The organism is Leifsonia sp. CL147, assembly GCF_900114565.1.
Lineage (GTDB): Bacteria > Actinomycetota > Actinomycetes > Actinomycetales > Microbacteriaceae > Leifsonia.
The window spans coordinates 66813-81515 of the sequence record NZ_FOTM01000008.1; the positions used below are offsets into that span (position 1 = coordinate 66813).

13 protein-coding genes are annotated in these 14703 nt (G+C 69.6%); 4 read left to right on the plus strand and 9 right to left on the minus strand.

The window, feature by feature from the left end; all coding sequences use genetic code 11:
- Positions 1 to 6: 6 nt before the first annotated feature.
- The 6 genes from kdpC to map form a co-directional block, all read right to left on the minus strand.
- Complete coding sequence (gene kdpC, locus BM287_RS09005; RefSeq protein WP_090038541.1) at positions 7 to 645, minus strand: potassium-transporting ATPase subunit KdpC; 639 nt, start codon at positions 643 to 645, stop codon at positions 7 to 9.
- Positions 646 to 686: 41 nt separating this feature from the next.
- Positions 687 to 2864 (minus strand): potassium-transporting ATPase subunit KdpB, encoded by a 2178-nt coding sequence (gene kdpB, locus BM287_RS09010; protein WP_090038537.1) that lies wholly within the window; start codon positions 2862 to 2864, stop codon positions 687 to 689.
- 1 nt (position 2865) lies between these two features.
- On the minus strand, positions 2866 to 4512 hold the full coding sequence (gene kdpA / locus BM287_RS09015; RefSeq protein ID WP_090038534.1) for a potassium-transporting ATPase subunit KdpA: 1647 nt from the start codon (positions 4510 to 4512) through the stop codon (positions 2866 to 2868).
- Entirely contained in the window at positions 4512 to 4601 is a 90-nt protein-coding gene (locus BM287_RS17520) for a potassium-transporting ATPase subunit F (RefSeq protein WP_139230638.1), read from the minus strand. The genes kdpA and BM287_RS17520 overlap by 1 nt, the downstream gene beginning before the upstream one ends.
- A gap of 350 nt (positions 4602 to 4951) precedes the next feature.
- Positions 4952 to 5779, minus strand: a complete 828-nt coding sequence (gene ppgK, locus BM287_RS09025) for a polyphosphate--glucose phosphotransferase (protein WP_090038530.1) — start codon at positions 5777 to 5779, stop codon at positions 4952 to 4954.
- Positions 5780 to 5828: 49 nt separating this feature from the next.
- Entirely contained in the window at positions 5829 to 6695 is an 867-nt protein-coding gene (gene map / locus BM287_RS09030; protein ID WP_090038529.1) for a type I methionyl aminopeptidase, read from the minus strand.
- A 12-nt stretch (positions 6696 to 6707) separates the two neighbouring features.
- On the opposite strand from map, the gene BM287_RS09035 reads away from it, so the two are divergent.
- The gene (locus tag BM287_RS09035) at positions 6708 to 6917 is read left to right on the plus strand and encodes an SPOR domain-containing protein (protein WP_090038528.1); all 210 of its coding nucleotides are present in this window, start codon (positions 6708 to 6710) and stop codon (positions 6915 to 6917) included.
- Positions 6918 to 6940: 23 nt separating this feature from the next.
- Here BM287_RS09035 and panB read toward each other — a convergent pair whose 3' ends face one another.
- On the minus strand, positions 6941 to 7792 hold the full coding sequence (gene panB / locus BM287_RS09040; RefSeq protein WP_090038526.1) for a 3-methyl-2-oxobutanoate hydroxymethyltransferase: 852 nt from the start codon (positions 7790 to 7792) through the stop codon (positions 6941 to 6943).
- A 271-nt stretch (positions 7793 to 8063) separates the two neighbouring features.
- Between panB and glnA the strand changes: the two genes are divergently transcribed.
- From glnA to BM287_RS09055, 3 genes are all read left to right on the plus strand, one after another.
- Positions 8064 to 9401, plus strand: a complete 1338-nt coding sequence (gene glnA, locus BM287_RS09045; protein WP_090038524.1) for a type I glutamate--ammonia ligase — start codon at positions 8064 to 8066, stop codon at positions 9399 to 9401.
- Between the two features lie 9 nt (positions 9402 to 9410).
- Positions 9411 to 12515 carry a bifunctional [glutamine synthetase] adenylyltransferase/[glutamine synthetase]-adenylyl-L-tyrosine phosphorylase gene (locus BM287_RS09050; RefSeq protein ID WP_090038522.1) on the plus strand — a complete coding sequence of 1035 codons (3105 nt, stop codon included), beginning with the start codon at positions 9411 to 9413 and terminating at the stop codon, positions 12513 to 12515.
- Between the two features lie 204 nt (positions 12516 to 12719).
- Complete coding sequence (locus BM287_RS09055) at positions 12720 to 13841, plus strand: acyltransferase family protein (protein ID WP_090038520.1); 1122 nt, start codon at positions 12720 to 12722, stop codon at positions 13839 to 13841.
- A gap of 62 nt (positions 13842 to 13903) precedes the next feature.
- Here BM287_RS09055 and BM287_RS09060 read toward each other — a convergent pair whose 3' ends face one another.
- Together BM287_RS09060 and BM287_RS09065 are read right to left on the minus strand one after the other, a co-directional pair.
- The gene (locus BM287_RS09060) at positions 13904 to 14371 is read right to left on the minus strand and encodes a hypothetical protein (protein ID WP_090107295.1); all 468 of its coding nucleotides are present in this window, start codon (positions 14369 to 14371) and stop codon (positions 13904 to 13906) included.
- A complete protein-coding gene (locus tag BM287_RS09065) occupies positions 14368 to 14667 on the minus strand; it encodes a hypothetical protein (protein WP_090038515.1) in 300 nt (99 codons plus the stop codon). Before BM287_RS09065 ends, BM287_RS09060 begins: the two co-directional genes overlap by 4 nt.
- Positions 14668 to 14703 lie beyond the last annotated feature (36 nt).

Sequence of the window (14703 nt, forward strand, 5' to 3'; positions counted from 1 at the left end):
CTGCTGTCAGCGCCGGAGCCCCGCCAGGGCGAGGTTCAGCTGGAGCACGTTCACGGTCGGTTCCCCGAGGTAGCCGAGGTCCCGTCCCTGAATCCTAGACTCGACCAGGCGCCGGACGGCCTCCTCGGGCAGCCCGCGCGCCTCCGCCACGCGCTTCACCTGGAGGAGAGCGTAGGCGGGGGAGATGTGCGGGTCGAGCCCGGAGCCGGAGGCGGTGACGGCGTCGTCCGGTATCTGGGACGGCGTGGCGCCGTCCGTCGTCTCGATGACCCGCGTACGCTCGTCGACAGCCTTCTGCTGGGCGGGGTTGGAGGCGGCCAGGTTGCTGCCGCTGGAAGCGCCGGCGTCGTATCCCCGCTTCCCGGTGCCCCCGGTGCTCCCGGGTGCGGTCGCCGCCGAGGGGCGGGACTGGAACCACTGGGGGATCGGCCTCCCTGCGGCATCGGTGAACGACTGGCCGATGAGGACCGAGCCGACGATCCTGCCGCCCGACGAGACCGTCGACCCGTTCGCCGCAGTGGGGAGGGCGAGCTGGGCGACGGCCGTGACGGCCAGCGTGTACGCCGCGCCCAGGACCACCGTGAAGACGAGCATCGCGCGGAGGGCGACCCAGTAGCGACGCCACGCGCCGCGGAGGGGATTCATGCGGGTGTTCCTTTCGAAAGGGAGCGGGCCGGGAAGCGGTGTCAGAACCCGGGGATCAGCGAGACGACGAGGTCGATCAGCTTGATCCCGATGAACGGCGCCACGATCCCTCCGAGCCCGTAGATCAGCAGGTTCCGGGTGAGCAGCGACGACGCCGACACGGGGCGATACCGTACGCCGCGCAGCGCGAGCGGGATCAGCAGCACGATCACGATCGCGTTGAAGATCACGGCGGACAGGATGGCCGAGTCCGGCGAATGCAGTCCCATCACGTTGAGTGCGCCCAGCCCCGGGAACGCGGCGACGAACATCGCGGGGATGATGGCGAAGTACTTCGCGACGTCGTTGGCGATGGAGAACGTCGTCAGCGCGCCGCGGGTGATGAGGAGCTGCTTTCCGATCCGTACGATGTCGATCAGCTTGGTGGGGTCCGAGTCGAGGTCGACCATGTTGCCTGCTTCCTTCGCCGCGGAGGTTCCGGTGTTCATCGCCACGCCGACATCGGCCTGCGCCAGGGCGGGCGCATCGTTCGTGCCGTCGCCGGTCATCGCGACGAGGCGCCCGCCCTCCTGCTCGCGCCGGATCAGAGCCAGCTTGTCCTCCGGCTTCGCCTCCGCGAGGAAGTCGTCGACGCCTGCCTCTGCGGCGATCGCCTGGGCGGTCAGCGGGTTGTCGCCGGTGACCATGACCGTACGGATGCCCATCCTCCGCAGATCGGCGAACCGCTCGGCGAGGCCGGACTTGACCACATCCCGGAGCTGGATGACGCCGAGAAGGGATGCTGCGCCCTGCGGCGAGCGCACGGCCACGGCGAGCGGGGTGCCGCCGGTCCGCGAGATCCGCTCGACCGCAGCATCCAGCTCCTCCAGTTCGCCCGGCGAGAGGGCCGAGGATTCGCGGACCCAGGTGACGACGGCGCTCGCCGCACCCTTGCGCAGCTGGGAGCCGTCGGCGAGATCGAGGCCGCTCATGCGTGTCTGGGCGGTGAAGGGGACGACGGTGGACCCGTCGGGGCGGGACGCGCCGGACGCGCCCATGGATCCGGTGGCGCCGGTGGGCTTCTCGAAGCCGAGGCTCTCCGCGAGCTGCACCACCGACACGCCCTCCGGCGTCGGGTCGCTCAGGGAGGACAGCGCGGCGGCACGCACGAGCGTCTGGCCCGCCGTCTCTCCGACCGTCGTGAACTCGGTCGCGCGCCGGTTGCCGTAGGTGATCGTGCCCGTCTTGTCCAGGAGCAGCGTCGTCACGTCGCCCGCCGCCTCCACCGCACGTCCCGACATCGCGAGGACGTTGTACTGCACGAGGCGGTCCATCCCGGCGATGCCTATGGCCGAGATCAGGGCGCCGATGGTCGTCGGGATGAGGCACACCAGCAGCGCCACGAGCACGGGGACGGACGGGGAGGCATTCGAGTAGCCTGCGACGGCCGGGAGCACCAGGACGACGATCGTGAAGACGATCGACAGGCTGGCCAGGAGGATGTTCAGGGCCACTTCGTTCGGTGTCTTCTGGCGTGCGGCACCCTCCACCAGAGCGATCATCCGGTCGACGAACGTCTCGCCCGGCTTACTCGTGATGCGCACCACGATGCGGTCCGAGAGCACGCGGGTCCCGCCCGTCACGGCGCTCCGATCGCCTCCGGACTCGCGCACCACCGGTGCCGACTCGCCGGTGATCGCCGACTCGTCGACCGTCGCGATGCCCTGGATGACGTCCCCGTCGCCGGGGATGAGCTCTCCCGCCGCGACGACCACCACGTCGCCCAGCCGGAGGTCGCTCGACGCGATCCGCTCCAGCGGGGCGAGCCGCGCCTCCGGATCGTCGTCGGTGTACGCGGTGACCCGGTGGGCGGGCGTCGTCGAGCGGGTCTGCCGGAGCGTGGCCGCCTGGGCCTTGCCGCGGCCCTCGGCGACGGACTCGGCGAGGTTGGCGAAGACGACGGTCAGCCAGAGCCAGGCGGCGATGCTCCCGGTGAAGGGGAGGGAGGCGGCCTCCGCGCCGCCGGCGCCCGGCCCGACGAAGGGCTGCGCCACCGCGATGACGGTGGTGAGCGCTGCGCCGACCTCCACGATGAACATCACCGGATTGCGCCACAGGAAGCGGGGATCGAGTTTGCGCAGGGCACCCGGAAGGGCGGAGACGAGCTGGCCGGGGGAGAAGGCGCCGGCCGGAGCGGTCGTCGCGTTCGGCTCGGAGCGGAGAGCGGTGGTGGTGGTCATGTCAGTGCAGTCCTTCTGCGAGGGGACCCAGCGCGAGAACGGGGAAGTAGGTGAGAGCCGAGACCAGCAGGATCGTCCCGGCCAGCAGACCGACGAACTGCGGGCGGTGGGTCGGCAGTGTCCCGGCCGTCACAGGGATGCGGCCCTGCGCTGCCAGGGAGCCGGCGAGCGCGAGCACGAAGACGATCGGGAGGAAGCGCCCGAGGAACATGGCGACGCCCAGTGAGGCGTTGAGCCACGGGGTCGCCGCCGTCAGGCCGGCGAAGGCCGACCCGTTGTTGTTCGCCGCCGAGGTGAACGCGTAGAGGACTTCGGTGAAGCCGTGCAGCCCGGGGTTGAGGATCGAGGTCTGCTGGACGTCCGCGCGGATGCCCGGGATCGCGAAGCTGAGCCCCGTGCCGAGCAGCACGATCGCGGGCGTCGTGAGGATGTAGAGGCTCGCCAGCTTGATCTCCCGGGCGCCGAGCTTCTTGCCCAGGTACTCCGGTGTCCGGCCGACCATGAGCCCGGCGATGAAGACGGCGACGATCGCGATGACGAGGATGCCGTACAGGCCGGAGCCGACGCCTCCGGGCACGAGCTCGCCCAGCATCAGGTTGATCAGCGCCATCATCCCGGCGAGCGGGCTGTAGCTGTCCAGCATCGAGTTGACGGCGCCGCTGGAGGTGGCGGTGCTGGCCGTGTCGAACAGTGTCGAGCCGAACATCCCGAACACCGTCTCCTTGCCCTCCAGGGTTCCCGACGCCGCCTCGAACAGGCTCATGGCGGCGAGGGAGGCGGTGAACAGCAGCGCCATCGTCCCGAGGATCGCGTACCCCTGCCGCGTGTCGCCGGCCATCGTCCCGAAGGTGCGCGGGAGCGAGAACGGGATCAGCAGCATGAGCAGCACCTCCAGGAGGTTCGTCCAGGCCGTCGGGTTCTCGAACGGATGCGCGGAGTTGACGTTGAAGAAGCCGCCGCCGTTCGTGCCGAGCAGCTTGATCGCCTCCTGCGAGGCGACAGGTCCGCCGGGGATGCTCTGCGTCGCGCCCGCGAGGGTGTGCGCGTCCTGGAAGCCGTTGAGGTTCTGGATCGCTCCGCCCGCGACGAGGACGACAGCGGCGACGAGCGAGAGCGGCAGCAGGATGCGCACGGTCGCCCGAAGCAGATCCACCCAGAAGTTGCCGATGGAGCCGGTGGAGCGCGACGCGAACCCGCGCACCAGTGCGATGGCGACGGCGATCCCGACGGCCGCCGACACGAAGTTCTGCACCGCCAGTCCCAGCGCCTGAACGCTGTAGCCCAGGGTCAGCTCGGGCGAGTAGGACTGCCAGTTCGTGTTGGTGACGAACGAGACGGCCGTGTTGAACGCCGTCCCCTCCGGGACGGCGGGCAGGCCGAGCGAGTACGGCAGGAACTGCTGCAGCCGCTGCAGGCCGTACACGAGGAGGATGCCGACGACCGAGAACGCCAGAACGGCGCGCAGGTAGGCCGGCCACGACTGCGAAGCGCGCGGGTCCACACCGATCAGCCGGTACACGCCGCGCTCCACGCGCGCGTCGCGCTCGGAGGTGAACACGCGGGCCATGTAGTCGCCGAGGGGCCGGTAGGCGACCCCCAGCAGGAGGACGAGCGTCGCCAGGTTCGCGACCGGGAGCCAGCCCTCCACTAGAACCGCTCCGGCTTCACGAGCGCGACGAGCAGGTAGCCGATCGCGGCGACGGCCAGGAGGGCCGCGACCATCGTGAGGACGATCACAGCTTCTCGACCGCCCGGGCGACCAGGCCGACGCCGAGCGCGAGCACGGCCACAGCGAGCAGGTAGACGACGTCGAGCATGACTTCTCTCCATCCAGAGGACGCCATGCCGTTCGGCGATGGCAGGAGAGATTCCACACCCGCTTGGATGCGCCCGGCCGGGGTCCTAACGCGTCCCTAACGGACTCCCGCCGAATCCATGCGGGATGCTCACGCCCAGGCCGATCAGCCCGAGTGGGAAGCGAAGGAGATTCGAACGAACCGCGTTCGAATCTCCTTCACTACTGCCATTCGAAGGAGATTCGGCACCCGATCTCCTTCGATACGCGGCGCGGCGCCGCGCGCCGCCGGCTAGCGCGCGACCGCCGGCGTGTCGTCCGGCGTGCCGACCTCCGCGGTGCGCCCGCGCTCGCCGCGCTCCCGGCGCTCGTCGCGCACGGCCAGGGCCGCGGCGCCGAGGATGCCCGCGTTGTTGCGGTGCACGGCCGGGACGATCGGCGTCTTCAGGTCGAGCAGGGGCAGGAAGTCCTCGTAGTGCTTGGAGACGCCGCCGCCCACGATGAAGAGGTCCGGGGTGAAGAGGAACTCGACCGTGGTGTAGTACTTCTGGAGGCGCTTCGCCCACTTCTCCCAGCTGAGGTCGTCGCGCTCCTTCGCCGAGTAGGCCGCCCGCGACTCCGCGTCGTGACCGTCGACCTCCAGGTGGCCGAGCTCGGCGTTCGGGATGAGGATGCCGTCGTAGATGAGTGCGGAACCGATGCCCGTGCCCAGCGTCGTCATGATGACCAGGCCGTCCTTGCCCTTGGCCGCGCCGAACCGCGTCTCGGCGTAGCCCGCCGCATCCGCATCGTTGACGAAGTGGATGTCGCGGCCGAGCGCCTTCTCGAAGAGGTCCTCGGCGCGCAGGCCGATCCAGTCCTTGGAGACGTTCGCGGCCGAGAGCGTGACGCCGTGGCTGACGATGGCGGGGAAGCAGATGCCGACGGGGGCATCCGGCTCCTCCTTCGCGAGCTGGTCGACGATCAGCTTCGTCGTCTCGACGATGTCGTCCGGCTTGCCGCCGGCCGGTGTCGGCAGCTTCACCCGGTCGCTGAGGAGCTCGCCGGTCGTCAGATCGACCAGGCCCCCCTTGATCCCCGTACCGCCGATGTCGATGCCGATCGCGTGCTTCTGCGTCATGCGTCGAATCTACCGCGCCTCCACGGAGGAGAGGATCGCCGCACAGCCCTCAGGGGAGTGTGAGGACCTCGGCGCCGCGTTCGGTGACCACGAGCGTGTGCTCGAACTGGGCGGTGAGGCTGCGGTCGCGCGTGACGACGGTCCAGTCGTCCGCCCATATCTCCCACTCGTGCGTGCCGAGGGTGAGCATCGGCTCGATGGTGAACACCATCCCGGGCTCCATGACGTCGTCGAAGGCGGGCGCCGCGTCGTAGTGCGGGATGATCAGGCCCGAGTGGAATGCGGCGCCCACACCGTGACCGGTGAAATCACGGACCACGCCGTAGCCGAAACGCTTGGCGTAGGACTCGATCGCCCGTCCGATCACATTCACCTGCCGGCCGGGGGCGACGGCCTTGATGCCGCGGTTCAGCGCCTCCCGGGTCCGCTCGACCAGCCGGCCGACCTCGTCGGTGGCCGTCCCGGCGATGAAGGTCTGGTTGCTGTCGCCGTGGAAGCCGTCCTTGTACGCCGTGATGTCGATGTTGACGATGTCGCCGTCCTCCAGCACCGTGTCGTCGGGGATGCCGTGGCAGATCACCTCGTTCACCGAGCTGCAGATCGACTTCGGGTAGCCGCGGTAGCCGAGCGTCGAGGGATAGGCGCCGGCCGCCAGCAGGAACTCGTGCCCGATCGCATCCAGCTCCTCCGTGGTGACGCCCGGGCGGACCGCCTGGCCGACCCGCTCGATGGCCTGCGCGGCGATCCGGCCGGCCTCGCGGATCAGTTCCACCTCGTCCGGCGTGTAGACGTCGCCGCGCGTGTGAGGCGCCGGTCCCGGCCGCCCCACGTACTCGGGGCGGGCGATCCGGCTGGGCACCGGACGCATCGGGCTCACTCGGCCGGGGACCAGGTGACCGGCGGAATCCTTGGGCATACCATCAACTCTATGACGAGCGACGAGTACGGCATCAAGCAGGATGCCGAGCACAAGTTCTGGTACAACATGAAGACCGGCGAGGTCGAGCAGGGCTTCCTGTCGCCCGCGCCGAACCGTGTCGGTCCGTTCGACACCCGCGAGGAGGCGGAGCACGCGCTGGAGAAGCTGCGCGAGAACTCCGCCAAGTGGGCGGAGGAGGACGCCGCCGACAACCGCTGACGCGTGTCGGTCGACGCCCGGCGTCAGAAGCTGTGCTCCGACGTGGGGAACGAGCCGGCCTGGACGTCCGCCTTGTACGCGCGGGCAGCGTCGGCGAGCACCGTCTTCAGGTCGGCGTACTGCTTCACGAAGCGCGGGACGCGACCGGTGGTGAAGCCGGCCCAGTCCGTCCACACCAGCAGCTGTCCATCCACATCCGGACCGGCGCCGACGCCGATGGTCGGGATGCGCAGCTCGGCCGTGACGCGCTTGGCCACTTCCGCCGGCACCATCTCGAGGACGACGGCGAAGGCTCCCGCGTCCTCGACGGCGTGCGCGTCGGCCAGGAGCTGGTCCGCTGCATCCCCGCGGCCTTGCACCAGGTGACCGCCGAGCCCGTGCTCGCTCTGCGGTGTGAAGCCGACATGCGCCATCACCGGGATGCCCGCATCCACGATGCGCCGGATCTGCTCGGCGCTGCGACGCCCGCCCTCGAGCTTGACCGCGTGGGCGCCGGTCTCCTTCATGAACCGCACCGCCGTGTGCAACGCCTCCAGCGGCCCGGTCTCGTAGGAGCCGAACGGCATGTCGGCGACCACGAACGCGCGCTTCACGGCACGAGCCACCGCGCGGGTGAGCGGGATGAGGTCGTCGACCGTCACGGGAAGGGTGGTGTCGTACCCGAGCACGTTGTTCGCGGCGGAGTCCCCGACGAGCAGGAAGTCGATCCCCGCTTCGTCGAAGATCTGCGCGGTGAGCATGTCGTAGCTCGTCAGCCCGGTGAACGGCGACCGTTCCTCCTTCGCCGCCTGGAAGTGGCGCGTGCGCACCCGCTTCAGCGCTTGCATGGACGAGGTGGCGGGATGGACGGAGGGCACCGGCGACTGCTCAGTCATGCGGCCAGTCTAGGACGGTGATTCGTGACGAATGTCGCGTTCCGCTCGCGTGAAGCGACGATTCGTGACGAATGTCGCGTTCCGCTCGCGTGAAGCGACGATTCGTGACGAATGTCGCGTTCCGCTCGCGTGAAGCGGTGATTCGTGACGAATGTCGCGTTCCGCTCGCGTGAAGCGACGATTCGTGACGAATGTTCGCCCGCCCCAGCCCGCCACGATTCGGCCGGGGCTCTCACCCACTAGTCTGGGATCGGCCGAGGAAAGGGGCAGGATGGACAAGCAGCGCGACTTCGTTCTTCGTACGATCGAGGAGCGTGGCGTCAAGTTCGTGAGGCTCTGGTTCACCGATGTCGTCGGCACGCTGAAGTCCGTCGCCATCGCGCCCGCCGAGGTCGAGGGAGCATTCAGCGAGGGTCTGGGCTTCGACGGCTCCGCGATCGAGGGCCTGACGCGCGCCTACGAGTCCGACCTGCTCGCGCTGCCCGATGCGACCACGTTCCAGATCCTCCCGTGGCGCGGCGAGATCGATCCGACCGCCCGGATGTTCTGCGACATCACGACACCGGACGGCCAGCCCTCGGTCTCCGACCCGCGCAACGTGCTCAAGCGCACGCTCGAGAAGGCGGCCGACCGCGGCTTCACCTTCTACACGCATCCCGAGATCGAGTTCTACCTGCTGAAGTCGTCCCAGTTCGGCACGGAGGGCCCGGAGCCCGTGGATTCCGCGGGCTACTTCGACAACGTGCCGGGCGGCACGGCGCACGACTTCCGCCGTCGCTCCGTCCGCATGCTCGAGGATCTCGGCATCTCGGTCGAGTTCAGCCACCACGAGGCGGGCCCCGGCCAGAACGAGATCGACCTCCGCTACGCCGACGCACTGACGACGGCGGACAACATCATGACCTTCCGCACGGTCATCAAGGAGGTGGCGATCGAGCAGGGCGTGTACGCGACGTTCATGCCGAAGCCCCTGTCGGGCCACCCGGGTTCGGGGATGCACACCCACATGTCCCTGTTCGAGGGCGACACGAACGCGTTCTTCGAGCCGGGCGCCCAGTACCAGCTCTCGAAGATCGGCCGGCACTTCATCGCCGGTCTCCTGCGCCACGCGCCCGAGATCACCGCGGTCACGAACCAGTTCGTGAACTCGTACAAGCGCCTCTGGGGCGGCGACGAGGCCCCGAGCTTCGTCTGCTGGGGTCACAACAACCGCTCCGCGCTGGTCCGCGTCCCGCTGTACAAGCCGAGCAAGGGCCAGAGCTCGCGCGTCGAGTACCGGGCGATCGACTCGGCCGCGAACCCGTACCTGGCGTTCTCGCTGCTCCTCGCCGCCGGCCTCAAGGGGATCGAGAACCAGTACGAGCTCCCGCCGGAGGCAGAAGACAACGTCTGGGGAATGTCCGACGCCGAGCGCCGCGCCCTGGGGTACAACCAGCTCCCCGCGAGCCTCGACCACGCCATCTCCCTGATGGAGGAGTCGGAGCTCGTCGCCGAGACGCTGGGCGAGCAGGTCTTCAACTACGTCCTGCTCAACAAGCGCAAGGAGTGGGCGGAGTACCGGGCGCAGGTCACCCCCTACGAGCTGCTGACCAACCTCGAGATCCTCTGACCGTTCGTCGTGACGCGACAGCAGCTCTCCCTCACGTCCCTGGCGCGCGCCGGGTTCGTGGGGCTGAGCTCTGTTCGCGACGAGCTGGATGAGCTCGCCGACCGGACGGGCCTGGACCCCGAGGCGCTCATCGCCGCCCTCTCCGCCGCGGCGGATCCGGACGCTGCGCTGTCGTGGGCGCTCCGCCTGCTGCGACAGGCGCCCGCGCGAGCGACCGCCGCCTTCGGATCCGAGGAGAACGCCCGGCGCCTGTTCCGGGTGATCGGCGCCTCCGAGGGCGTGGCCGAGTTCTTCCTCCGCCAGCCCGCCCAGCTGGATGCGCTCGCCGCCCCGGTCAGCGGCCTGCCCGACCTCGACGTGCTGCGCGCCGACCTGATGGATGCGGTGTCCGCCGTCGACGGGGTGGCCCGCGACGACGACGAGGCGGCCTGGGCCGCTCTGCGCATCCGCTACCGCCGCCGGCTGGTCCAGCTGGCGAGCTTCGACCTGGAGCAGCCGGACCCCGTCGACGGCTTCGACGCGGTCGCGGCGACCCTCTCCGACCTCGCGGCGGCCGCGCTGGAGGCCTCCCTCGCCGTCGCCCGGCGGATGACGATCGGTACCGGCCCCGGCCGGTTCCCCGAGGCCCAGGTGCGCGCCACACCGCTGGCGATCATCGGGATGGGCAAGGCCGGCGCCCGCGAGCTCAACTACCTCAGCGACGTCGACGTGATCTTCGTGACGGAGGGTGTCGAGCAGGCCGGACTCGAGCCCGGCCGGGCCGTGGACATCGCGACGCGCCTGGCGATGCTGACGATGCGCGGCATCCACGAGCCCGCCATCGAGCCGGGGCTCTGGGAGGTCGACCCGAACCTGCGGCCCGAGGGCAAGGACGGCGCGCTCGTCCGCACCCTCGACTCGCACCTCGCCTACTACGACCGCTGGGCGCGGGGATGGGAGTTCCAGGCGCTCCTGAAGGCGCGGCCGCTCGCCGGCGATCTCGACCTGGGGGAGCGCTACGTCGCCGCGCTCGCCCCGAAGGTCTGGAGCAGCGCCTCCCGCGAGAACTTCGTCGAGTCCGTGCAGCGGATGCGCGAGCGCGTCACCGAGAACATCCCGGACGACGAGGTCCACTTCCAGCTGAAGCTCGGCCCCGGAGGCTTGCGCGACGTCGAGTTCACCGTCCAACTGCTGCAGCTCGTCCACGGCCAGACCGACGACCAGGTGCGCCAGCGGGACACCCTCGGTGCCTTGGCCGCGCTGGCCGCCCAGGGCTACATCGGCCGCGAGGAGTCCGCGACGTTCTCGCGCGACTACTGCGCGCTGCGGCTCATGGAGCACCGGCTTCAGCTGCGCCGGCTGAGCCGCACGCACCTCATGCCGCGCGATGAGGCCGACATCCGCATCCTCGCCCGCGCGACCGGCCTCGCGCCGAACGCGGGCGAGCTGATGACGCAGTGGAACGAGATCAAGCACCGCGTGCGCGGCCTGCACGAGCGGTTGTTCTACCGTCCGCTGCTGAGCGCGGTCGCCAGCACGTCCTCCGAGGATGCGCGGCTCGCCGGGGGAGCGGGCCTCACGAGCGCCCAGGCGGAGGCGCGGCTCGCGGCGATCGGATTCCGGGACCCGCGAGGCGCGCTCGCCCACATCGCAGCCCTCACCTCGGGCGTCTCGCGCCGCGCGGCCATCCAGCGCCATCTGCTCCCGGTGATGCTGCAGTGGTTCGCCGACGGTCCCGACCCGGACTACGGACTCCTGACCTTCCGTCGCCTCAGCGAGGAACTCGGGAGCACCCACTGGTACCTGAGGATGCTGCGCGACTCCACCGGCGCCGCCGAGAGGCTGACGCGGGTGCTGTCCGGCTCGCGCTTCGCCGGAGAGCTGCTCGGCCGCATCCCCGAGTCCGTCGCATGGCTGGAGTCGGAGGACGAGCTGCGGCCGCGTGCCGCCTCCCTGTTGCAGGAGGAGACCGCGGCGATCCTCGCCCGGCACGAGTCCGCCGATACTGCTGCGGCTGCCCTGCGTGCCGTGCGCCGGCGCGAGATCCTGCGGCTCGCGCTCTCCGGCATCCTCGGCTTCGCCACCATCGAGGAGCTCGCGCACGGACTCACGGACGTCACCGAGAACCTCATCGCCGGCGTCCTGCAGGCGATCCGCATGGCGCGGGGCGACGCCGACGCCCTGGAGTTCGCGGTCATCGCCATGGGGCGCTTCGGCGGCCGGGAGCTCGGCTTCGGGTCGGACGCCGACGTCATGTACGTCTTCCGTGCGCAGGCGTCCGGACCCGGAGCCGCTGGAGCAGCTGCCGGGGAGCCGGATGCGGCCGCGGAGCCGGATGCGGCCGCGGAGCCGGATGCGGCCGCGCAACAGGCGGCGAATCGCAGCGCGCTCGCGATCGTCTCCGAGCTGAACCGGCTCACCGAGGACAACCGCCTCCCACTCGACCTCGACATCGGCCTGCGCCCGGAGGGCAAGAACGGGCCGCCCGTGCGCTCCCTGGAGTCCTACCGGGCCTACTACGCGCGGTGGTCGCTGACCTGGGAGGCGCAGGCACTGCTGCGCGCCCGGGGCTTCGCCGGAGACACCGCCCTCCTCGCCGACTTCGAACAGCTCGCCGACGAGGTCCGCTACCCGAGCAGCATCGGCGAGCAGGCCGTGCGCGAGGTGAAGCGCATCAAAGCGCGCGTCGAGAACGAGCGGCTCCCGCAGGGTGCCGACCCGTCACGGCACCTCAAGCTGGGGCGCGGTTCGCTGAGCGACGTCGAGTGGTTCGTCCAGCTCATCCAGCTCGAGCACGCCGCCCGGATCCCGGAGCTCAGGACCACCTCCACTCTGGATGCGCTGGCCGCCGCCGCCGAGCACGGCTTCGTCTCGGCCGAAGACGCCGCCCGGCTGCGCGATGCGTGGCTGTTCGCCTCCCGGACCCGCTCCGCCATGACCCTCTGGGCCGACAAGACGGCCGATGTGCTTCCCTCCGACCGTGGCGCGCTGGATGGGGTGGCGCGCCTGATGGAGTATCCGCCGGGATCCGCCAGCCGGCTCGAGGAGGACTACCTCGCCGTGACGCGCCGTGCCCGCCAGGTCTTCGAGCGCTCTTTCTACGGCCTCCCGCAGCGCCCCGCGCCCACCGGCTGACCCGCCCTCGCCTCACCCTCGCGCCCCACCGCTCGTCGCGCCCCACCGCCGAGTACGCGGAGATTGCACGTTTACGGCGCCAGAACGTGCAATCTTCGTGTACTCGGCGGTGGGGGGCGACGGTGGCGCTCGGCGGTGGGTGGAAAAGGGAGCCTAAGGTGGCCCCCATGGGGAAAGCTGAGAAAAAATCAACATTGGCCGGACGTGCTCGACCTGCGACTCAACGCCTTGAACGCCCTCCGGCTGGTGCTCGCCGTCAGCGTGATCGTGTGGCACACCTTCGCCGTCACGGGCGCTGCGCATCCGCCCGCCCCGGTGACGCAGTTGCTGGGCGACGGAGGCGTGGACGGATTCTTCGCGATCTCCGGCTTCCTCATCGTGTCGAGCTGGCTGCGGCGGCCGCACTGGTGGCCGTATCTCCGGGCGCGCATCCTGCGCATCCTCCCCGGGTTCTGGGTGTGCCTCGTCGTGACCGTTCTGGTGCTCGCGCCGATCGGCGTGCTCCTCACCGGGCACGGCTTCCCGCACAGCTACGTGACGGACTCGGCACTGTACGTGGTGAAGAACGCGGCGCTCCGCATCAACGAGTTCGGGATCGCGGGAACGCCGCAAGGCGTCCCATACCCCGGCGTGTGGAACGGCTCCCTCTGGACGCTGTGGTGGGAGTTCCTGTGCTACCTCGTCGTGCTGGCGCTCGGGCTGACCCGAGTGCTCCGATTCCGCGTGACCGTCCCTCTGGCGTTCGTGGCCTGTCTGGTCGTCATGGTCCTGTCCGACCTGGGTGTCGTGCACAACTTCTATCTCGTGAACGGCGCCCGCTTCGGCATCATGTTCGCCGCGGGTGCGCTCATCCAGCAGTTCCAGCGGCTGCTTCCGGCGCGCTGGTGGCTGGTGGGCGTGGCGACCCTCGTCATCGCGGGGTCGGCCTTCCTCCCGGACTACCGGGTGATCGCCGCTCTGCCGCTCGCCTATGTCCTCATCACGGTCGGCGCTCTCGTGAAGGTGCGGAGGCTGCGCCTGGAGAACGACGTCTCCTACGGCACGTACATCTACGCGTTCCCGGTGCAGCAGGTGCTGGCGTGCGCGGGGCTCTCCGCGCTGGGCGTTCCGCTGTTCGCAACGGTGGCCACCGCGGCGACCCTCGGCGTCGCGACCCTGAGCTGGTACGGGGTGGAGAAGCCCGCCATGCGGCTGAAGAACATGCTGCGTCGACGCCCGGTCGTGGCCGCGCCTGCGGTGCCGCCCCGTGCGCCGCGGCCGACTGCCGCGGTCGTCCTTCCGGCCGTCGATGCGAGGCCGTCGGTTCGTCCGTCGGTCGACGGCTGAGCCGATCGATGCCGCACCGTCGCACGGTACCGTTGGCGTTGCAGAGCGATGGGGAGTGACGCCTACGCGCTGCCCTTTGGGGCGGTGAGAGTGCCCGCTTCCGCTGCTTCGGCGATCGTGGTGTACGCCGTGGCGAGCGCTTTCGCGTCATAACCGCCGAGACCAAGCACGTACCGGACGGCGACGCTTGCGCTGTGCAGCTGGATGTACTCGATCGCGATCTCGGGATACAACGTCTTCACCAGGTCGTTGACGCCCGGTGCGTTCGCCTGAGTGCGGCCCTTGCGTGCCTGGTGATGTGTGGCTCGACGATCATCCGGCGTCCAGTGGATATTGTGCGCCTTGAGCCGATTGAGATCGGAGAAAACGCTGTCTTGCATGAGAGCGGCCCGGACCGTGTGGTAGGCGGCGTAGAAGTAACTGACGGCGTACCACTGGCTTGGGAGCGCACACAGCTGGTCGGCATCACTGGCCATCACGGCCGCTCGCTGCCGGCACGCGTCAGGCGTTTGCAGCGTCGTCTCCGTCACGCGTAGCTGTATTGGGTAGCAGAGAGCGTCGCGTCGATCGTGTCCCGAATATGGTCGACGAACACATACGTCAGTCCCATCTCGTCCGCATACAGAAGCTCGATGTCGAACATGGTGGCGATGGCCTGACGCTGCGCATCGTTGGACTGGTCCTTGAGCGCGATGGTTACAAGGGCGGTGGATTCCCGCGGGTTCGCAATAACCTGGAGACCTTCCAGGTTCTCTTTGCCCAGGGTGTCGACGGTGTACTCGCCGATAGCGTGCGTGAGGGCCTCGAACTCGCTCAAGCCGGTCATACGGACACGATACATCTGTCGTCCTCTTGTTCCGTC

Bases quoted from the DNA above. Each gene is read 5' to 3' on its own strand.
- kdpC (WP_090038541.1), bottom strand. From the start codon at position 645: ATGAATCCCCTCCGCGGCGCGTGGCGTCGCTACTGGGTCGCCCTCCGC.
- kdpB (WP_090038537.1), bottom strand. From the start codon at position 2,864: ATGACCACCACCACCGCTCTCCGCTCCGAGCCGAACGCGACGACCGCT.
- ppgK (WP_090038530.1), bottom strand. From the start codon at position 5,779: ATGACGCAGAAGCACGCGATCGGCATCGACATCGGCGGTACGGGGATC.
- map (WP_090038529.1), bottom strand. From the start codon at position 6,695: ATGCCCAAGGATTCCGCCGGTCACCTGGTCCCCGGCCGAGTGAGCCCG.
- BM287_RS09035 (WP_090038528.1), top strand. From the start codon at position 6,708: ATGACGAGCGACGAGTACGGCATCAAGCAGGATGCCGAGCACAAGTTC.
- panB (WP_090038526.1), bottom strand. From the start codon at position 7,792: ATGACTGAGCAGTCGCCGGTGCCCTCCGTCCATCCCGCCACCTCGTCC.
- glnA (WP_090038524.1), top strand. From the start codon at position 8,064: ATGGACAAGCAGCGCGACTTCGTTCTTCGTACGATCGAGGAGCGTGGC.
- BM287_RS09065 (WP_090038515.1), bottom strand. From the start codon at position 14,667: ATGACCGGCTTGAGCGAGTTCGAGGCCCTCACGCACGCTATCGGCGAG.